This window comes from Aquirufa aurantiipilula, assembly GCF_019923745.1.
Classification (GTDB): Bacteria; Bacteroidota; Bacteroidia; order Cytophagales; family Spirosomataceae; genus Aquirufa; species Aquirufa aurantiipilula.
On sequence record NZ_JAANOG010000002.1, the window covers coordinates 143,421 to 164,850 of the forward strand.

Annotated in this window: 14 protein-coding genes; 6 read left to right on the forward strand and 8 right to left on the reverse strand. The window is 38.8% G+C overall.

Annotation, left to right across the window (positions count from 1 at the left end; genetic code table 11):
• The first annotated feature begins 108 nt into the window (after positions 1-108).
• Positions 109-1,713 carry a beta-N-acetylhexosaminidase gene (locus G9H60_RS02570; RefSeq protein ID WP_223142551.1) on the forward strand — a complete coding sequence of 535 codons (1,605 nt, stop codon included), beginning with the start codon at positions 109-111 and terminating at the stop codon, positions 1,711-1,713.
• Positions 1,714-1,839: 126 nt separating this feature from the next.
• On the opposite strand, the gene G9H60_RS13535 is transcribed toward G9H60_RS02570, so the two are convergent.
• The 6 genes from G9H60_RS13535 to G9H60_RS02600 all read right to left on the reverse strand — a co-directional run bounded on the left by G9H60_RS13535 (position 1,840) and on the right by G9H60_RS02600 (position 8,415).
• Positions 1,840-4,683, reverse strand: a complete 2,844-nt coding sequence (locus G9H60_RS13535; RefSeq protein ID WP_223142552.1) for a sulfatase-like hydrolase/transferase — start codon at positions 4,681-4,683, stop codon at positions 1,840-1,842.
• A gap of 159 nt (positions 4,684-4,842) precedes the next feature.
• Positions 4,843-5,925: a c-type cytochrome domain-containing protein gene (locus G9H60_RS02580; protein ID WP_223142553.1), complete on the reverse strand. Its 1,083-nt coding sequence runs from the start codon at positions 5,923-5,925 to the stop codon at positions 4,843-4,845.
• The gene (locus G9H60_RS02585; RefSeq protein ID WP_262899923.1) at positions 5,926-6,477 is read right to left on the reverse strand and encodes a YceI family protein; all 552 of its coding nucleotides are present in this window, start codon (positions 6,475-6,477) and stop codon (positions 5,926-5,928) included.
• A gap of 7 nt (positions 6,478-6,484) precedes the next feature.
• Positions 6,485-7,420 (reverse strand): DUF5777 family beta-barrel protein, encoded by a 936-nt coding sequence (locus G9H60_RS02590; RefSeq protein ID WP_223142554.1) that lies wholly within the window; start codon positions 7,418-7,420, stop codon positions 6,485-6,487.
• A gap of 12 nt (positions 7,421-7,432) precedes the next feature.
• Positions 7,433-7,894, reverse strand: a complete 462-nt coding sequence (locus G9H60_RS02595) for a QcrA and Rieske domain-containing protein (RefSeq protein WP_223142555.1) — start codon at positions 7,892-7,894, stop codon at positions 7,433-7,435.
• An 86-nt stretch (positions 7,895-7,980) separates the two neighbouring features.
• Positions 7,981-8,415 (reverse strand): Rieske (2Fe-2S) protein, encoded by a 435-nt coding sequence (locus G9H60_RS02600; RefSeq protein WP_262899924.1) that lies wholly within the window; start codon positions 8,413-8,415, stop codon positions 7,981-7,983.
• A 255-nt stretch (positions 8,416-8,670) separates the two neighbouring features.
• Between G9H60_RS02600 and G9H60_RS02605 the strand changes: the two genes are divergently transcribed.
• Positions 8,671-9,798, forward strand: coding sequence for a formylglycine-generating enzyme family protein (locus tag G9H60_RS02605; protein ID WP_223142556.1), 1,128 nt, complete (start codon positions 8,671-8,673; stop codon positions 9,796-9,798).
• 297 nt (positions 9,799-10,095) lie between these two features.
• On the opposite strand, the gene G9H60_RS02610 is transcribed toward G9H60_RS02605, so the two are convergent.
• Together G9H60_RS02610 and G9H60_RS02615 are read right to left on the reverse strand one after the other, a co-directional pair.
• Entirely contained in the window at positions 10,096-12,543 is a 2,448-nt protein-coding gene (locus G9H60_RS02610) for an outer membrane beta-barrel family protein (protein ID WP_223142557.1), read from the reverse strand.
• A 331-nt stretch (positions 12,544-12,874) separates the two neighbouring features.
• Positions 12,875-14,287 carry a PQQ-dependent sugar dehydrogenase gene (locus G9H60_RS02615; RefSeq protein WP_262899925.1) on the reverse strand — a complete coding sequence of 471 codons (1,413 nt, stop codon included), beginning with the start codon at positions 14,285-14,287 and terminating at the stop codon, positions 12,875-12,877.
• Between the two features lie 146 nt (positions 14,288-14,433).
• Between G9H60_RS02615 and G9H60_RS02620 the strand changes: the two genes are divergently transcribed.
• From G9H60_RS02620 to G9H60_RS02635, 4 genes are read left to right on the forward strand one after another with little or no spacing between them, the layout of a single operon-like run.
• Positions 14,434-15,411 carry a Kelch repeat-containing protein gene (locus G9H60_RS02620; RefSeq protein ID WP_223142558.1) on the forward strand — a complete coding sequence of 326 codons (978 nt, stop codon included), beginning with the start codon at positions 14,434-14,436 and terminating at the stop codon, positions 15,409-15,411.
• 20 nt (positions 15,412-15,431) lie between these two features.
• Complete coding sequence (locus G9H60_RS02625) at positions 15,432-17,750, forward strand: PSD1 and planctomycete cytochrome C domain-containing protein (RefSeq protein WP_223142559.1); 2,319 nt, start codon at positions 15,432-15,434, stop codon at positions 17,748-17,750.
• A gap of 16 nt (positions 17,751-17,766) precedes the next feature.
• Positions 17,767-19,221, forward strand: coding sequence for a DUF1501 domain-containing protein (locus G9H60_RS02630; RefSeq protein WP_130924757.1), 1,455 nt, complete (start codon positions 17,767-17,769; stop codon positions 19,219-19,221).
• Positions 19,222-19,226: 5 nt separating this feature from the next.
• Entirely contained in the window at positions 19,227-21,410 is a 2,184-nt protein-coding gene (locus tag G9H60_RS02635) for a c-type cytochrome domain-containing protein (RefSeq protein WP_223142560.1), read from the forward strand.
• Positions 21,411-21,430 lie beyond the last annotated feature (20 nt).

Here is a 21,430-nt window from a genome sequence, read left to right on the forward strand (position 1 = left end):
GGGTATCAATTCGATTATATTCCAACCTAAATCCTAAAAATAGAGTAAAGACTTTTCATTTTAAAATGAAAAGCTATCTTTGCTTCCTTTCAACCAACCTATTCTATTATGAAATCATTTCTTTGGGGCCTTTGCGCCTTCTTATTTTGCTTTAGTCTACAAGCACAAGAATCATATCATTTAGTTCCTAAACCAGCAAAGTTGACTCCAGTACCTGGTAAATTCATTTTTCAAAAGAATACCGTTATTACATTGAGTACGCAGGACGAAAGCTTCAAAGCAGTAGCAACCATGCTGAAAGATCAAATTAGTATGTCTTCGGGTTTAAATCTTGTGATTAAATCAGGTTCGGCCACCTCAAAAGGTATCGTTTTTGTACAAAATGCCAGTTTAGGAGACGAGGCTTATCGTTTGAACATTTCAAACAAGAAGATTGAAATTCAAGCTAAATCAGGTAAGGGAGCATTTTATGCTTTGCAAACATTATTCCAATTGATGCCTGCTCAAATTTATTCGAATGAACTTTCTACTCAGGAAATGACGGCTTTGGCTTGTCAAATCGAAGATGCTCCTCGTTTTTCATATCGGGGTATGATGTTGGATGTAGGTCGTTATTATTTCCCAGTGAGCTTTATCAAGCGCTTTTTGGATTTGATGGCCGTGTATAAGTTAAATACGTTTCACTGGCACTTAACAGAAGATCAAGGTTGGAGAATTGAGATTAAAAAATATCCAAAATTGACGAGTGTTAGCTCTATCCGTAAAGAAACTATGGTGGGGCATTACAGAGATCAAAAGTTTGACAATAAGCCATATGGAGGTTTTTATACTCAAGAGGAAATAAAGGATGTAATTGCTTATGCCTCTAAAAAGTTCATTACCATTATTCCAGAAATTGAAATGCCAGGTCACTCTCAGGCGGTATTGGCAGCTTATCCTGAATTAGGTTGTAACCCAGACAAGATTTATCAAGTAGCCACAAAATGGGGTATTTCTGAAGATGTGCTTTGTCCAAGAGAAGAGACATTTACTTTTATGGAAAATGTGTTGACAGAGGTAATGGCTTTATTCCCAGGTCAATACATTCATATTGGTGGAGATGAGTGTCCTAAGAAACAATGGAAAGAAAGTCGCTTTTGTCAGGATTTAATTAAGAAATTGGGATTAAAAGATGAACACGAATTACAAAGCTATTTTATTCGTCGAATAGACAAATTCGTTACTTCCAAGGGCAAGAAATTATTGGGATGGGATGAAATTTTAGAAGGAGGATTATCACCCAACGCCATGGTGATGTCATGGAGAGGTACCAAAGGAGGCATTGAAGCAGCCAAACAAAATCACGATGTGGTGATGTCGCCCAATAGTTTTTTCTATTTAGATTATTACCAAGCTGATCCTAAGACCCAGCCATTAGCCATTGGTGGAAATTTAACTTTATCTAAATCTTATTCTTTTGAACCAGATCTTCCAGAGCTATCTGCAGAGGAGGCTAAGCACATTGTGGGTATTCAAGCCAATGTATGGACTGAATACATCAGTACGCCAGCTTATGCAGAATACATGACATTCCCAAGGGCTTTAGCCTTATCGGAAATTTCTTGGTCACCTAAGCAGCCAAAAGACTATGATGATTTTCTTCGTAGAGTGAAAGGTATATTACCCGGTATGGATGCGCTTAAAATCAATTATTGTCCTGTAGGATTGAAATAAAAGTAGAATTGTTGGTTTTTTCCTAAACGTCGTCAAGGTTCCAAACCTTGCCGACGTTGATTTTTAATAGTTTCTGATTTTTTCATTCAAAAAACCAACGAATGAAAACTGACATTTATTTCTCAACTAATTGATAATCTCCCAATCCGGAATTTTTGCTCTGCGGTGTTCACGTTTTAGGATATCATCTAGTTGTGGAATCAATTCCGGATGTTGATCAGCAATGTTAATCTTTTCAAATGGATCCTTATCCAAATCATAAATTTCCCAAGGAGCCTGCTTGTTTTTCTTTAAGTTGGATTTAACACCTTTAAATTGTTGGATTCGAATAGCAACCTGCCCTGTTTTTTCTGGAAATTCAAAATAAATGAATGATCGTTGTTTTTGCTCACCTTTTTTTAAAATACTGGGTAAAAAAGAAATTCCATCGGTATCTGAAACTTGTTGCCCTGTTAACTCAGCCAAAGTAGCCATCATGTCATATTGCACTGATGGGAGGTGATTAATCTGACCTCCAGGAATAACCCCAGGCCAAGACACGATCAATGGTTCGCGAATTCCACCCTCATAAACGTCTTGTTTTCTCCCTCGCAATCCTGCAGTACTTTGAAAAAACTCCGTATCAACACCCCCAACATCAAAGGTTGCTCCATTGTCAGATGAAAAGAAAATAATAGTTTGAGTGTCGATTTTATGCTTTTTTAAGGCCTCTACAAGTCGCCCAACCTGGGTATCTAAATAGGAAATCATTCCAGCATAGGTAGCTCTTGGATGTGCCGTAGGTGTATATCCTTTTTTGCCTAAATAAGCGCTATCTGGGAATGCACCTAAATATGGCTTGATGGCCTCATCGGGTGCTTGTAAGGATAGATGCGGTAAGGGAAGTGGCAAGTAGAGGAAGAAAGGATTGTTTTTGTTTTTTTCAACAAAGTTCAATGCTTTATCCATCATTTTATCCACGACGTATTCTTTGCCTTGAAACTGCTTGAAATCAATATCCGAAGGAGCTCCTTTACCTTGGAATTGGTGAACATTCATATATTTATTATTCAATGTGTCCCATTTCCCATTTTCCCATAAATGCGTTGAATAATAATTATGTGCTTGTTTTTGATCCAATAAACCATAAAAATAGTCGAAACCATGTGCATTAGGATTTCCTGTTCCATTGGCCATGCCTAATCCCCATTTCCCGATAGCTGCCGTTTGGTATCCCGCTTTTTTCATCAATGATCCCAAAGTAAAAGTATTTACTTCCAAAGGCATTTGCCCTCTTTCAGTTTCATCCGTAAAACCTCCTAATTCATGATTACCACGAATTTGTGAATGACCGGCATGTTTACCTGTCAATAACATACAGCGTGCAGGGGCACAAACTGGGGCAGAGGTATAGTGTTGCGTAAACTTAATCCCTTGTTTGGCTAAGACATCTAAATAGGGCGTTTTGATGATTTTTTGGCCGTATACTCCCAATTCACCATAACCCAAATCATCCGCATAAATATAGACTACATTAGGTTTTTTAATTTGGCCAATTTCCCGATTCTCCTTTCCTTTTTTTTGTGTTAAATCATCGCCCAACTCCTCTCTAGCCTGATCGGCTAATTCTAAAAGTTCTTTTACTTTATCGGGATATTTCGTTTGTACATCATAGCGCTCACCTGGATCTCTCCTCAAATCATATAACCCCTGTTTGATGGGAAAATTTTCATTAACCTGACCCGCTAAGCCATCGTTTGCCGGTAGAAAACCTTCATAAGTTCTTCCTGGGTGGGGTAACACTAATTTCCAATCCCCTTTTCTAACTGCTTCTAAGTTATTTTTGCGGTAATAATACAAAAAGTTTTTCCTGGGCTCAGCCTTGTTGTCGCCCTGCAAGATTGGCCAAATACTTACGCCATCAATTTTCTTTTTGGGTAATTTAGCTTGTGTTACTTGAGCAATGGTTGGTAGTACATCAATAGCCGCCGCTAATTTATTGGATATTTGACCCGCCTGAATTTTACCTTTCCAATAGGCGATGAATGGCACCCTTTGGCCTCCTTCAAATGAAGTACCTTTTCCTTCTCTTAATCCACTCGTGGAACCTGCATGATTTCCATAATTGATCCAAGGACCATTGTCGCTAGTGAAAATGACTAAGGTATTTTCTTCCAAATGGTTCTTCTTTAATGTTTTGATGATTTCTCCAATGGACCAATCTACTTCCATCATCATATCACCAAAAAGGCCTTGTTTACTTTTTCCTTGAAATGCAGGAGAAGCCGCAATAGGAACATGGGGCATGGAATGAGGCAAATAAACAAAAAATGGTTTATTTCTATTTTTCTCAATGAATTGCACCGAACGCTCAGTCAGTACGCGAGTGATTTGTTCTTGATCTTTTAAATTTCTTAAATAAATACTAGGTTCATTGCCTTCATATATAGAAAGTACTGGCAAATCTTGTTTGTAGGCACCTAGTTTAGTGATCGGATTTCCCTCTAAGTCCACTGGCCACATATCATTTGAATAGGGGATACCCACATATTCATCACAACCTTGCTGCTTAGGTAAAAATTCTTTTTTATCACCTAGATGCCATTTTCCAAACATCCCGGTGGCATAACCCTGATCTTTTAAAATTTCGGCAATGGTCTCTTCATCTGGACTTAATCCAACAGGAGAATTAGGAAAAAGAGCCCCCGAAATACCCACTCGATTAGGGTAACAACCTGTCAAAATTCCTGCTCTTGAAGCACTACAAACTGCTTGAGCGGATAAATAATTAGTGAAACGAATTCCTTGATTAGCCAATCGATCTATATTGGGAGTTTCGTATTGAAGCGCACCATAACAACTCAAATCTCCATATCCTAAATCATCCATTAGGATTAAAATGACGTTCGGTTTTTTGGATTTTGATGCTTGTGAAAAACAGACAAATGCGCTAAAAAAGGCTATTGCAGTAAGTAGTGTGATTTTCTTCATAAACTAGGTTTAGTTTTCGAATTTAAATAATATAATTTGATATTACACCGTATCAGTGATTGGTAGAATCCAATGCGATAATTAGATATTAAAAACAAAACATGGCTATACAAGAGCACTGCTCCTATATAGCCATGTCAGGATAGGAATGAAAGAAAATTAGTTGTTCAAAGCGCCAGCATCTATCCAGGATTTGATTTGACTGATTTCACAGTTGGATATTTTGGTAGCGGCATTTGGCATTGGTACAAATCCTGCACTATGATTGACAGATCCATATAGCTTTCCATTACTAACTACCTTTAAAACATTGGCATGGGTACTTAGATCAATGCCACCCGAAGCGCTAGTGCCACTGTGGCAACCTATGCAATTGGTTTTTAAGATGGTTTGAATAGTGCTGGCAAAACTAATATTGGTAGTGACACAAGCACTTCCGCTTGGCTCACATGAATTATTAAGTGCACCTTGCTTGATCCAATTGAAAATAGCTGTTTTAGTATCTGTACTCAATGGGGCCATAGGAGGTACAGGCATACGTTCATTATCTGTTCGGATGATGCTTTTGTATAATTTACTATTGGTAGGATCTCCAGCTCTGACCACCTTCATGATATTGCTATAATCGGTCAATTGTACACCTTCTTTTTTACTAATAGCATCATGACAACCACTCATGGCACAATTTGAGATGATGATTGGAAGTATTTTTTGTTGGAAATAGACCAAACTAGGGTCACATGTCACCGTAGGGGGTGTTAGTGGTGGTTCGCTGGGTGTAACCGTGACGATAGGATTTACTGGATTACTTGGATTCAAATTAACTAAAATACTACCTGATGGGTAAGAGCCAACTATCCATTTCCTAATTGTGCTAACATCGCATTTGGACAAAGTCGTGGTTGCGTTGGGCATGGGTGAATATCCAGAGGCATGGGTGAGGGAACCATAGAGTTTCCCATTTTTTATATAGGGTATAATTTTGTCGTAGGTGCTGAAATCAACCCCACCCGATATAATGGCACCACTATGACAAGAGGTGCAATTATATTGGAGTATGGGCCAAACGGATTTATCAAATGTGATGGTATTCGTATCACAAGTAGAGGTAGTATTCGGTAATTCTACCCCCGTATTATTTCCAGTACTAGTTTCAGTAACTGGCAAAGGACTGTTTTTATCACTTAGGCAAGCCACCATTGTTAAGGTGACTAAGGTTATTACAAGGAACTGGTATTTCATTTATTTTTTTTGAGAAAACTGTATTTTACTTTTTACTTCTATGACTTCGGCAATTTTAGCAAATACAATTTTGGGTATATCAATTTGATAATCTTGTAAACGAATGTCGAATTGACTACTCAATTGCAATTGGTTTCCGTCTGATACTATGGTTCCCTTTAATTCAATGGGTTTAGTTACTCCATGAATACTTGCTGTACCTGAGGCTGTTACGGGATAAGTCCCCGCTTTTTTTAGATCGACTGCCTCTTTGATTTTTCCTTTAAATGAGGCCATCGGGAATTTTTCACTTTCCAAATAATTCTCATTGAAGTGTTCCTGCATCAATTTATTGGGAAATACGAATGATGTAATGCGCATTTGAACAGCAATCTCATTGGTTGCCACATTGATGATGCTATTGACGCTTTTAGATACGGCATCAATATTTTCTAATGGAGTTTTAGAAAAAAACGAAATTTCTCCGTTCTGCGCTTGGTACAATTGAGCGTGTGCGGTATGGAATACCGCCACTGTGCTCATCAGTAAAGTTGACAGGAATATACGTTTCATAAGGGGTTTATTTATGTGTTTTTTTTGCTTCTGGGTCAAAACTAAAAGTCCTGGCTATGTTGAATCCATAAAATATGTCTCCATTAGCCCAAGTGCCTGTTGTTTGACCAATAAAATGTTTTTCAATCATCCCTCGAGAATTAGAGAAATGTAATTGAAATACGTGTCCGCCTGTTTCAATATCAAATCCTAAGGCAAACGAATCTTGATAAGGATAAACCTGACCTGATTTTGCTAGGTAAGCATTTTTATCTACCAAGTTTTTATAATATTCAGCCGAAATACTCAATCGGTTACTCAATTTATATCTCCCTCCGAATCCAAGTGAAGTGATGTCATTTTCATGGTAAGGAGATTCACTCAAGTTATTATGTAATATGGTAGGCATTACTTGTATGGAGAGCTTTTCACTCATCTTCCGAGCAATTAACACTTGCCCCACATAACTTTGCCTTTGCTGATTATTGTAAAAACGCATCAGTGTCCCAGTCGGCATGGTATACCCAGTCGGCATAGAATTAATCACAAGGCTACCATAAGCTGCTACGCTAATGGGCATTTGGTTTGATTGTCTCAAAATCTTGTATTTGGTATAAAAGTCATAGCTTTTTTCAATGGAAGAGCGACCAGCTCCCAATAACCATTGATCCGTAATACCATATTCAATACCAAGTCGAATTCTAGCTTCATCTAAACCAAAAAAGTTTTCTAAAAATCCAGAATTGACAGCACCAAAACGGTGTGAAATCCAAAAATTTAAATGTTTTTTAGCAATGGTCTCCATCGTTTGCCCATTGATTAAACGGGAACCTTTGAAGGTCGCTTGGGTATACACTTTATCTTTGGATGCTTCTTTATCAAGCATGGCCATTAAATCATCTTGGGCCATAGAGGTAGTGGCCATACTACTTAAGAAGAGCAGTAGGAAGGATATTTTCTTCATATATATGTTATTTTAAGAGAATACTCTCAGGTTGGTACCTGTTAGGGCTGTTTTATATGTAGTTAATCCTCTACTTCCATTGGCATTTAAGCCTTTTCCATTAATGTCATACATGGCGCCATGTACTGAACAATTAAAACCACCATTCGCATAACTAATGGCAACATTTCCCTCGTGGGAACAAACTTGGGTCACTGCTGCAAAAGTGGTGGAGCTAACACGAACTACCACGATTTGATTCACAATGACAAAACCTTCAGGATTATTCAATTTGGAATAATCGGTTTTGGTTAAGTCCAGTGTAAAGTCGATACCCGTAGCTGGGGTACCTGCTTTTACGTTAGAAGAAGCAGTAACATTTTCTTCTTTTGAACATGAACTTAGGCCGGAAGCAGCACAATAAACTGCCATGAGGGAGGCTCCTTTGAATCCTAGAGACTTCAAGAATTCATTTCTGTTAAGATTGTTTTTCATATTATTATAGAACATAAAGGGTTATTAAACGGTTAATGTTAAACAATCTTTTTGAAAAACAATAATAATCTAGTAGAAATATAGAATTAGGAGTACACTCTCAGAGAATTTCCGGTTAATGTTGTTTTATAAGTAGTTAAGCCTCTGCTTCCATTGGCATTTAGTCCTTTTCCGCTGGTATCAAATGTCGCGCCATGCTCTGGGCAATAAAATCCTCCTCCACTGTATATGACTGCGGCTCTTCCTTCGTGGGAACAAACTTGTGTTACTGCAGCAAAAGCTGTACTTGAAACGCGGGCCACAACCACATTTTGAGTTACCACATAAGATCCAACTGTATTAAGTTTCGAATAAGCTGCCTGACTTAAATCCAATGTGAAATCCGCTGAAGAAGAAGGGGTAATTCCTGTTTCATTTTTACATGAACTCATCGCCGAGGCTCCGCAATATACGGCAACTAAAGATGCACCTTTGAATCCCAATGATTTAAGGAATTCGTGACGTTTAATTTTATCCGACATAATTTGACAAGGGGTTTATAATGCTCAAAACTACTCAATCAAACGATTGTTTTAACTGATCGATATCAGGTATTGAAATGATTTAGATGAATGAGAGGAACATGGCTAGCATCGGGCAAACTGTGCCGATTTTTGTAATAGAATGGTAAATCAATCTTCTGTGATTTATTTCAAAATGAAATTAATTGGTTTATGTGTTTAGTTTCTGTTATTTTCCCTACGCGTTAGGCTATATGTTTCAATGAATAGATACCAATGATTACTGTAGAGAGAAGAGTTTTTATATTTTTACTCATGTTATGTTTGCCATATTTTTTAGTGGCGCAATTGAGTCAGCGTCAGAAGGATTCATTGGCTGCTTGTCATGTGCCAATGCCCTCCAAAAGGGGATTAGTCAAGGCTAATTTGATTCAAAAAAATCCGGTCAAAGCTACCATCGTGCAGGGAATGAAGAAAATCCCAGCAGGTGTGTTTGATATGGGAGCTCATGATGAAAAAGGTCGAACTGATGAATATCCTGTACATCGTGTTGCAGTAAAGTCGTTTTGGATGGATGAAACCGAAGTGACTAACGCCCAATTTGCTGCATTTGTACTAGCTACTGGATATGTGACTACCGCAGAAAAAGCCATATCATGGGAAGAATTAAAAAAGCAAGTACCCGAAGGTACACCACGGCCTCCTGATTCCTTATTAGCACCTAGTTCCTTGGTTTTTGTACCTACAACTGGTCCAGTAAATTTAGCGGATTATAGCCAATGGTGGCAATTTGTTCGAGGGGCTGATTGGCGTCATCCAGAAGGCCCACATTCCTCCATAGTGGGTAAAGAAAATCATCCTGTTGTACAAGTATCTTGGGATGATGCACAAGCTTATGCTCGTTGGGCGGGAAAAAGATTGCCCACTGAGGCAGAATGGGAATGGGCCGCACGTGGGGGTTTGAAGAATGCCGAATTTCCTTGGGGGGCTGAACCGATTGAATCGGGACTTTTTAAGGCCAACACTTGGCAAGGTAAATTTCCTTACAAGGATGAAGCTAAAGATGGATATCTGCATACAACGGCACCAGTTAAACAATTTGCCGCCAACGGATTTGGATTATTTGATATAGCAGGAAACGTTTGGGAATGGTGCTCCGATAATTACCGCCATGATTACTACGCCACGTTAAAAAAGAAAGGAAGTCTTGTTCAAAATCCCAAAGGACCCCTAAATAGTTACGATCCTGACGAACCAGGCATTCCTAAAAAAGTGATGCGCGGTGGTTCTTTTTTATGCAATGATTCTTATTGTGCATCTTATCGTAGTTCCGCTCGCATGAAATCTAGTCCAGATTCTGGTCTCATGCATACTGGATTTCGCTGCGTGAAGGACTTTAACTGAGCTACTGAAAAATCAAACAATTAAATCTTTGAATGATTTATTCGAGAATTTGTCTTTCCAACATGGTGTAAAGGGTGAAAGTTGGTAAATGAATTACCAAAATGTACAGGGTAGTTAATAAGATTTTTTTCATCCTTAGGTTTTTTGTTTTAAAGCTATGTCAAATTGTGATAGAGTAAATACTACGTATTTGCTTACAAAACAACAAGGGCGAACCTAGATTCGCCCTTGTTGGAGAGTTAAAAACTGTTAAGCATTAACATCTTTTAAGAAATTGATTATTAGTCGCTTAGTATTTTAATTGGCACCTTTAACACGACCTTTTTCATCATCCAAGCCTGTATTTCTATTGCGTGCCCCTTTCACAGCCGTATTACCAAATCGATAGGTGAAATTGAATCGAACGACACGTGTATCATTTCTATTTCTAACAGTAATATCAATGTCGCTGTATTTAATCGTTGCCATTGGGTTTTGAGTATACAAGATATCACTAGCATTCAAACGTATTGTTCCTTTTTTGTTGAAGACTGATTTTTGAATCCCAACGTTCAATGAACCTCCTGGGCCAAAATTAAAGGCTTGATCCAATCCTCCAGAGAAATACTGTCCACCCATTTCTAATTTGATACCATTATTCAAACTAAAGGTATGGTTGGAGTTGATGTAAAACATATTTCCTACTGGATTGATTTGTGCTTGATCTACTTTACCAGTTAATTCATTGCGATTCAATTGGATATCGGTATTACTTGTCCACCATTTCGTTACTGGGATAGGTAATGAGAAGCTTAAACTATAAGACGTTCTTTGAGCTAAGTTTGCGGATGTTTGATAGGTCTTGCGGGCTTCCGTATCTTGTTTCAATAATTGAGTGATTACATCATCGGTATGACTATAGCCAAAAGTGGTATTGAATGCCCCTTTGAATGTATGTGTTAATTCAAATGAGTTGGTTAATTGTGGCATCAACATCGGGTTACCTACTTGGTAGGTATAATTATCCAAGAAGAAAATGAAAGGATTTAAGTCGGAATAACCTGGACGATTAATTCTACGGCTGTAGTTTAAACCAAAAGTATGATTTTTGTTTGCTTCATATTGAACAAAGGCACTTGGGAATAATTGTTTGTAGTCGCGGTGGAAAGAAGAATCTGAAGCGGCATTTCCATAAGCCATTGATTTTCCATCAGCAATTGTCCATTCCCCACGTAAACCAATCTGATAGCTCCATTTGCCTAATTTGCGTTCTGTATTTAGGTAAACAGCATGGATTTGTTCTTCATACATAAAGCGGTTGCTTTGTTTGTTTAAGAAAGTATAGTCGACATCGCCAGCTGTTTTTCCTCTAAATTGAAGGTCATTATCTGTTTTTACATAGCTAGATTTCACTCCCATTCCCCATTTACTGGTTTTACTGATTGGTAACACATAATCAGATTTGAAAGAGTATTGATCAATGTTTGAGAATGCCCCTGTTCGTAAAAGAGAGTCGTTTTTGATTTTATTAAACTCAGAACCATACCATTGCGTCAAATAATCATTTTGGTTTTTGTCGACATAACGTGCATAATCTAAATCAATAGTTAATTCTTTTCCTGTACTATCAAATGTATGTTTGAAGTTGACGTTATTGGCAAAGTTATGGAATGGATTATCCATGGTGTTGTAAGTATCTAATTTACTCATGATTGCATTGGTAGCCAGATTACGTTGCGTAGATTGATTTAAACCATTATTTAAATTTGTTTGGTTTAATCCTCCTGAAAATAATATACCTAAGGTCGTTTTTTTGTTGACAGTCCAGTCTGCACCTACTTTTATAGAAGTATAAGTGCCTTTGAAAGGGAAATCGGTTGTAGAATTCCAAACTTCATTTTGGGCACGAAAGTAGCGAGTGATGTTGTTTTGTTGAAGGTTGTTTCTTCCAAAATACGAGGCGTTACCGAAGATGTTCCAACCGTTATTGCGGTAATTTAAATTTAAACCTGCGCTTGAACGAGTATAAACCCCTTGACCGATAGTTCCGTTTACAGATCCATTCATTCCCATATTAACATTCTTCTTCATTTTGATGTTGATAATACCTGCTGTACCAGCGGCATCGTATTTAGAAGAGGGGTTGGTCATGATTTCCAATTGTGAAATTTGATCAGCGGATAGATTACGTAAGAAGTTGCTCAAATCATTTCCTGATAAATAAGAAATTTTACCATCAATCATGACTTTGACTCCTTGCTTTCCTCGTAAGCTGATGTTACCGTCTTTGTCAACAATAACTCCTGGCGAGCGTTCTAATACTTCCATGGCCGAATTACCAGCCGCCATAACGGAGTTTTCAACATTGACTACGGTCTTGTCTAATTGTCTTTCGATAAATGGTTTAGTCGCTTTAACTACTACTTCATTTAATTGGGTAGAAATTGGTTCTAGGGTAATAATGCCCAAATCCAATTGGGTGGTCGCATTGACTTCTCCTAATTTTTTAGAATAGGCTTTATAGCCCGTAAATTGAATTTTTAGCGTAAAGTTTCCTTGGGGTAAAGCGTTTGCTTTTAATTCACCGTTTTCATCAGTGATAAATCCTTTTACCAAAGTGGAGTCCATGGTTTTTCTTAATAATACAGAGGCAAAAGGAACCGGCTGATTTTTTTCATCTCGGATTTTTGCAGAAAGTCCATTATCAGCAAATGCGAGGAGCGGGGCAAGAATGGAAAATAGGGTTGATAGAATAAAAGTTTTCATTAGGCGGATTGAATTGTTTTTTGGTTGTTTAACAGAGAACGAGTCGTAGATGCCAACATGAGCCCTAGGGTTGCATGTCTCTCTTTTGACAATGCAAAACTATACTAGGTACTTTGTTATACATAGTACTATATGATAAACAATAAAATGATTTGGATGAGTGGTAAATAGCTAGGGCAAAAGATAAAATGCCTATAAGGATAGGGTATAATTGATTATCAATAAATTGGACAATAGATATGAATTCTTATTCGTTTGGCATGTAAAAAAACAACGCTGGCAAGGTTCCAAACCTTGACAGCGTTGTTTCAAACAATCCAAAAATTTTAGCTTACTGTGGTCTCAAACGGAAAACCATACCTGGGTTTTCTACCCCTACATACAAAAATCCATCCACACCCATTTTTACATTACGCATGCGGCCTAGGTTAACCAGTACTTTTTCTTGCGAAACGACTTTGTTATTCTTAACCACTACTCGGTTCATGTAATTAAAGCGTAAAGAGCCGATCATTAAATTACCTTTCCAAGCTGGGTATTTATCGCTATTGACAAAAGCTAAACCAGAAGGAGCAATGGATGGTAGATAATAAGTGATGGGTTGCTCCATGCCTTCTTTCTTCGAAATGCTGGTGATGGGTTTACCATCATAATTAATTCCATAAGAAATCGTTGGCCAACCATAATTCTTACCCGCTTGGATAATGTTGATTTCATCTCCTCCGCGAGGACCATGTTCTGTTTCCCAGATGTCTCCTGTAGATGGATTCAGGGTTAAGCCTTGCGGGTTTCTTTGGCCATAGGAATAAATGCTATGGTGAAATTTAGCTTTATCCTTTCCAACAAATGGATTGTCTTTTGGAATACTACCATCATCATTTAAACGGTGAATTTTACCATTATCATTATCGGTTTCTTGAGGGAATACTTTTTCCATTCCTCTTTCACCTACACTAAAGAATAAATATCCTTGTTTATCGAAGGCTATACGTGAACCAAAGTGGTGGAAAGTCTTTGTATAAGGAAGGGATTCAAAAATGTCTTGTGATTCAACCCACTCGTTGTTTTTGATTTTACCTCGTACAATTCCCGTAGCAGTGACTGTTTGTCCACCTTCGGTTTTAAATTTGGAATACGACATATAAACCCATCCGTTGGCAGCATAATTAGGATGTAAAACGACATCCAATAAGCCACCCTGACCTTTTGCCATCACAGCTGGGGTTCCTTTAATGGCAGTTTTATGTTGTTTTTGGTCTACCAAATACAAAGTGCCTGCACGGTCTGTTACTAAATAATCCTTGTTAGGTAATTGTGCAAATCCCCATGGACTTTCTAAACCAGTAACAATGGTATCCAATACCACAGTCATTCCTTCTGATTTGAAAACATTGGAACTCGGCTTATTGGCAAATTTATATTGATCTACACTAGCTAATTTCTCGGTAATTAAATCGGCTAATTTTTCAATATCCTTGGCACTTAACGCTGCTTTCCAGGATGGCATACCTAAATCTGCATAGCCATTGGTGATGGATGCAATCAATTCAGGTTTACTTTTTCCGTGTTTCCAAGTACGATCCACAAAAGCATCAACCTTTTCTCCATGGCAACTGGAACAATATTGGGTATAGGTTTTTTCCGTGGATTCATCCACTAAAGCTTTTTTAGGAGCATTGGTTAAAGACATGATGCTGATGGATGCCACCGCAATTCCGCCCAAAATACTGAGTCTTTTATGCATTTTAGTAAAATTAAAGGGTCAATTTTCTTTTCAATTCTAGCACTAAGCTAAAAATAATTTGTCGAAATTTTATCTAGGTCTATCGGCTTAAAAAAGAGGAAGATTTCTAGATTTTTTTTACATTACAGTTTCAAACCTATTAAATCATGAAAAAGTTTCTATTGATTTGCCTTGGGCTAATCTCTTGGAGTGTTTCCGCGCAGGATTCATCCAATTCTTGGAACATCATCACATCACAGCAAGCTGCCCAAAAAAGACATGAAAGCTCCATGGTGGAATGCGATGGAAAATTTTATGCTTTAGGTGGAAGAGGAAAAAGACCCATAGAGGAATTTGATCCCAAAACCTCTAATTGGACCGTCTTAGCGGATGCCCCGATGGAATTCCATCATTTTCAGGCTATTTCTTTTCAGCATGAAATTTATGTGATTGGAGCACTAACAGGAAACTATCCTCACGAAAAACCTATTCCACAGTTTTTGATATTTAACCCTAAAACGAAAACTTGGAGAGAGGGAGCCTCCATTCCGACAGATCGATTGAGAGGCTCTGTTGGCGTTTTTACACGAGGCCATAAAATTTATTTAGTTGCTGGTATTATTGATGGCCATTATGATGGACATGTTAGTTGGTTTGATGAATATGATACCCAAACGAATACTTGGAAAAAACTTCCCGATGCACCTAGAGCGCGAGATCATTTCCAGGCTGTGATGGTTGGCAAAGATAAAGCCTATGTGGCGGGTGGTCGTACCTCTCATGCCAAGATTGGTAAAGTACTTGATCTTTGCATCAAGGAAGTGGATGTTTTCGATTTCAAAAGCAATCAATGGTCTACGCTTGCGGAAGGTCTTCCGACCTTACGTGCTGGTACTTCTTCCATTGCCAAAGGTCCTTTTCTCGTGGTTATGAATGGAGAAAGTGTCAAACAAGTTCCTGCCCATTCTGAAGTGGAAGTTTTGGATACTCGAACGGGAACTTGGTCTAGTTTACCCAATCTTCTGCAAGGAAGACATGGTACAGGGGTGGTATATTGGAAAGGTAAAATATATGTAGTTGCAGGTAGCGCCAACCGTGGTGGAGGGCCAGAACTCAATGAAATGGAATCCTTATCGTGGAAATAATCGAAAAAAACAGGATAAATATGCGCCTAATAGCCATTCGAAATATTCTTATTTTATCTGCTTTTAGTATACTAGCTTACACCAGCTGGAGATGTACTAGCTCGAGGGCTGATGATACAAGTATTCCTGATGTTGTGGATTATAATTACCACATTCGGCCTATTCTATCTGATCGTTGTTTTAAATGTCATGGGCCAGATGCCAACAAGCGGGAAGCCAATTTGCGTTTAGATACTCCAGAAGGGGCTTATGCGGCATTTAAAGATAATGCCAAAGCGCATGCAATTGTACCTGGTAATCCAGATGCTTCTGAATTGATGGCCAGAATTACCGCCAAAGATACTTCCCAGCGGATGCCTCCTATGAAATCCAATTTGACTTTAAGTCCTCATGAAATAGAACTTTTAGAAAAATGGATTGAACAAGGTGCCAAATACAAACCACACTGGGCCTTTATTGCGCCCAAATCTCCAGAAATTCCTGAAGCAGACGCTTCTTGGGTACGTAATCCCATCGATCATTTTACTTATGCTAAAATGAAAGAGAAAGGACTCAGTCCAAGTGATGAGGCCGACAAAGAGCGTCTCTTAAAGCGGGTGTGTTTTGACCTAACAGGTCTTCCACCTAGCTTGGAAATGCAAGATCGCTTTTTGAAAGATAGCAGTCCCAAAGCTTATGAGAAGATCGTAGATGAATTATTGGCCAATAAGCACTATGGTGAAAAAATGGCCACCTATTGGTTGGACGTGGCTCGTTATGCGGATTCCCATGGATATCAAGATGATGGATTAAGGACCATGTGGCCTTGGCGAGATTGGGTCATTCATGCCTTTAATTCCAATTATTCCTATTCCAAATTTCTGACTTGGCAGTTGGCCGGAGATTTAATTCCTCATGCCACCAAAGAAATGGTGTTGGCTACAGGCTTTAACCGTAATCATAAAATCACCCAAGAAGGTGGAGTTATTGATGAAGAATACCGAGTGGAATATGTGAATGACCGTACCAGTACTTTTGGGAAAGCATTTTTAGCACTCACTTTTGAATGTTCCAAATGTCATGATCATAAGTATGATCCCATTTCTCAAAAGGACTATTATAGTACTTATGCTTTTTTTAATCAAGTGCCAGAAAAAGGTCTTTTCGGAACCATAGATGCTTCTTTTGCAGATCCTCCCAATATCAAAATTACCAGCCAAGAAGTGTCTTCAATTTTAAAATTCATCAACAAGCGGGATACTGCCGCAGTAGAAGTTATGGTGATGAAGGATTCCAGTAATTGGCGACCAACCTTTGTGCTTAATCGAGGAAATTACGATGCCCATGGAGAACCTGTAGGTGTAGGTATCCCCAAAAGTATATTGCCTTTTTCTCCCCAAAAATATGGTAAGAACCGTTTAGGTTTGGCCAAATGGTTAGTCGATGATCAAAACCCACTAACAGCGCGGGTTTTTGTCAATCGGGTATGGTTTCAGTTTTTTGGAAGGGGGATAGTTAAAACGCTGGGCGACTTTGGTATGCAAGGAGAATTACCGACACATCCCGAGCTTTTGGATTGGTTGGCCGTAGATTTTAAGTCGCACCATTGGAACATCAAGCGTTTGGTGAAACAAATTGTAACTTCTGCTACCTACCGCCAATCATCAAGTATTACATCTTCGCATATAAAAGTGGATCCAGATAATGTGTATTTATCTCATGCACCTCGTTTACGTATTCCAGCGGAAAATGTCCGCGACCATGTGTTGGCCAGTGCTGATATTCTAAATCCTGAAATTGGTGGACCCAGCATTAAGCCATATCAACCAAAGGGGATTTGGGAAGTAGCATCTTCGGGTCGAGGGTCTTTGATGACTTACATCCAAGATCACCGCCAGGATTTATACCGAAGAGGAATGTATGTCTTTATCAAACGTACGGTGCCGCCACCTTCCATGTTGATTTTTGATGCCAGTAATCGAGATCAATGTGAGGTACAAAGGGGCAGAACCAATACTCCTTTGCAAGCCTTGGTGATGATGAATGATCCCCATGTTTCGGAAAGTTCCCGTGTGCTGGCTGAAAATATGGCAAAGCTGAAACTTCCAGTCGATGAGGTGTTGAGTCAAGTCTTTCGAAAAATTGTATGTAGAAAACCTCAGGCTAAAGAATTGGCTATACTAAAAAAGTACATGGAAGCTGAACAATTGGAATTTCAGCAGAAACCTGCCAAAATCAAGCAATTGATGAAAGTGGGAGAATATCAAAAGAATCAGGCTTTGTCCAATCCATTTACAGCTGCATTGATGCAAACAATTCAGATGATTTATAATATGGAAGAAACCTTAATGCGGGTATAAATAAACCTTTTCATCTATGGAAAACGAGTTTTTTAAAAATAGACTGAATATCACCAGAAGGCATTTCTTTGGAAAAGCCGCTGCGGGAATTGGTGGATTAGCCTTAGGGTCTTTATTAATTCCAAAAATTTGGAAAGGAGATGGAACAGATGTTTCTTCTAGTCCTTTAGGATTGGCGCAATATGCCCCTAAGGCGAAGAGAATCATTTATTTATGTCAAAACGGAGCACCTTCCCAATATGAAACCTTTGATTACAAACCCTTATTGACCAAAATGATGGGTCAGGATTTACCTGAATCCATTCGTGGTGGTCAACGCTTAACGGGTATGACGGCTAGTCAAACCAAGTTCCCTTTGATGGGCTCTTATTATAACTTCCGACAACATGGACAATCAGGTGCCTATATCAGTGATTTATTACCCAATATTGCTAAAATAGCTGATGATATTTGTATTGTTCGGACGATGAATACCGATGCGATCAACCATGATCCTGCTTTGACATTTTTGCAAACAGGTGCTCAAGTAGGAAATAGACCAAGTATGGGAGCCTGGATGAGCTATGGTTTGGGTAGTGAGAATAAAAATTTGCCCGCTTTTTGTGTGTTATTATCTCGTGGAAGAGGAAATGGCCAAGGGGTTTATTCCAAACTTTGGACCAATGGCTTTTTAGATTCGACCCATCAGGGAGTAGTATTTAGCTCCAGCGAGGATCCAATTTTGTATCTGAATGATGCCGAAGGAATTGATAAACAAGACCGTCGTAGGATGTTGGATCATTTAGCTGAATTAAACCAATTGGGATTTGATGAAAGTGGAGATCCTGAAATTCAGGCGAAAGTTCAACAATATGAAATGGCTTATCGCATGCAAACTGCGGTGCCCGAATTGACTGATTTATCCAAAGAGCCTGATCACATCATTAAAATGTATGGTCCTGATTGTTTGGTACCTGGTACCTATGCTGCCAATGCTTTATTAGCGAGGAAACTTTCTGAATCGGGCGTGCGTTTTGTTCAATTGTACCATCAAGGTTGGGATTCTCATGGAAATTTACCGAACGAAATGGGTATGCAAGCACAGGATGTAGACCGCGCTTCGGCGGCATTAATTACTGATTTAAAGCAAAGAGGTCTTTTAGATGAGACTTTGGTTATTTGGGGAGGTGAGTTTGGCAGGACAAACTATTGCCAAGGTAATTTCACTCCTGATAATTATGGACGTGACCACCACCCAAGAGCATACAGTATTTTCATGGCAGGAGGAGGCACTAAACCAGGTACTGTATATGGAGAAACAGATGAATTTGGATACAATGTGGCAAAGGATCCTGTCAATATTCATGATTTTCATGCTACGGTTTTGCACTTAATGGGAATAAACCACGAGCAATTAACCTATAAACATTTGGGAAGAAGGTACCGATTAACCGACGTTTCGGGTAATGTTATCCCAGGACTTTTGGCATAAATGGGATGAATAAAGAACAATTGTCTTCTTGGTACAGCGTCTTGTTGAGTAGTTTAATCTTTCTACATGCCTTGTTGCTCTTTCTGCTTTTTTGGCAAGATCAAGTGAATTTGCCTTGGGCCTTTCAGTTGTTAGGTCGCTTTCATCCATTGATTTTACATATACCCATTGGATTAGGGATTTTACTTCCTTTTGTACACCTGTTGCGGAGGCCATTGGGAGAGCATGCTTTTTATCTTTCTTTTAGATTTGTCCTTTATTTAACGGCCTTTTTTGCTGCCATTACGGCCTTATTTGGTTTCTTTTTATCCCAAGAATCTGGATTTGAACCTGAGTTATTGGTGTTTCATCAATGGTCAGGATTGGCCGTTGCCTGGATATACTTAGTGTTTTTACTTTTGTTTGATCGTTTATTGGTCAATCCTTCTCAAGCATTTATTGGTTCACTATTGGGTGTAGTCATCCTAGCTGCCGCAGGTCATGGTGGGGCCAATATTACCCACGGAGAGAATTACCTACTGGAATTATGGCGGCCAGAAAAAGAGATTAAAGCCCCCACGGGAGAATCCGCATTATTTGAAGGGGCTATTCAGCCCATCTTGGAAAAGAAATGTGTTTCCTGCCATAATGATCAAAAAACGAAAGGTCAACTAAACATGAGTTCAGTTGCCAAGATGCTTGAAGGCGGAAAGCATGGCGACCTATGGAAGGCAGGAGATGTTAGCCAAAGTTTATTCTTAAAGCGGGCTCATTTACCTATGGAGCATAAGGAGCACATGCCTCCAAAAGGGAAAAGTCAGCTGACTCCTGATGAAATTTTGCTTTTGGAAGCTTGGGTAAAAGATGGAGCATCCATGGATAAAAAGATCAAGGCCTACGCACCTGCATTGCAAGTTAGTCAGCTCGTAGCGCGCTTATTTGCTACTCCAGCAAGTATTGAAATTCCCAAACGAGAATATCCTTTTTCTGCCGCTAGTGAATCAGATTTGGAAGAAGTGAATAGTCCATTTTGTTCCGTTTATCCCTTATCAAGTGATGCTCCTGCTTTGCAAGCGGATTTTTACGTAGCAAAACGATTTGAGCTGAAGACCTTGGAGAATTTGTCGAAAGTAGCCGAGCAAGTAGTAGGAATTAATTTGGCCAAAATGCCAATCAAGGATGAAAATCTGAATATGTTGTCTCAGTTTAGCAATTTAGAAAAGCTGAATTTGAATTTTACGGAGATTCAAGGAGCAAATTTGAAAGCATTGTTAGCCAATAAAAAACTGCTTTCCTTATCGCTTTCTGGAACGAAAATTACCGCCAGTCAATTGCAAGCACTGATTTCTCAGTTACCTCAATTAAAAGAGGTATTTATCTGGAATACCAATATCCCATTGGAACAAATAGCTAGCTGGAAAAATACATATCCTAAGATTCGTTGGGAACAGGGATTTGTACCAAGTGAAGAAAAACTGATGATTAATCCACCCATTTTGGTGAATGAGAATTTCTTTTTGGGACCCCAGGAAAAAGTGATTTACAAGCATACCATTCAAGGAACTAGCATTCATTATACCTTAGAGAAAGATCAGGAACCTGATTCCTTGGGGACTTTGATTACCACTGGACCTATTGATATTCCCTTCTTTACAGTAGTAAAAGCCTTGGCAACTAAACCCGGCTGGCTGGCTAGTAAAGTGGTGAAAAATACGTTTTACAAATATCGTTTTGTTCCAGACTCGGTCTATTTAATGACTAAGCCGGAATTGAAATGGCAAGCAAAAGGAGGTTCAACCCTGAAAGATTTGGTACAAGGCAAACGCGATACCCGTGGATTGGCTAATGATACGTGGATCGGATTTCAGCAACAAGATGCTGATGCTTTGTTTGAATTTAAGCAAGCCAAGAATATGAAAGGTATCACGGTTAGTTATTTAAGAAAGCAGGATTCTAATATTTTTCCACCTCTTGAAATAGAAATTTGGGGAGGAAATTCAGCTACATCTTTGAAGAAATTAGCCTCTGTGAAACCTGAACAACCAGAAGAGAATGGAGGATATTCCCCTCAAGCAATTAATATACCCCTGCCCTTGGGCACATATACCCATTACCGCATGCTGGCCAAACGTATTAAGCGTTTTCCAGCTTATGTCAAAGACAAGGCAAATCCTGCAATTATCAAGTTGGATGAAGTGTTGTTTTACTAAATTGCTTTAAAACCTAAACC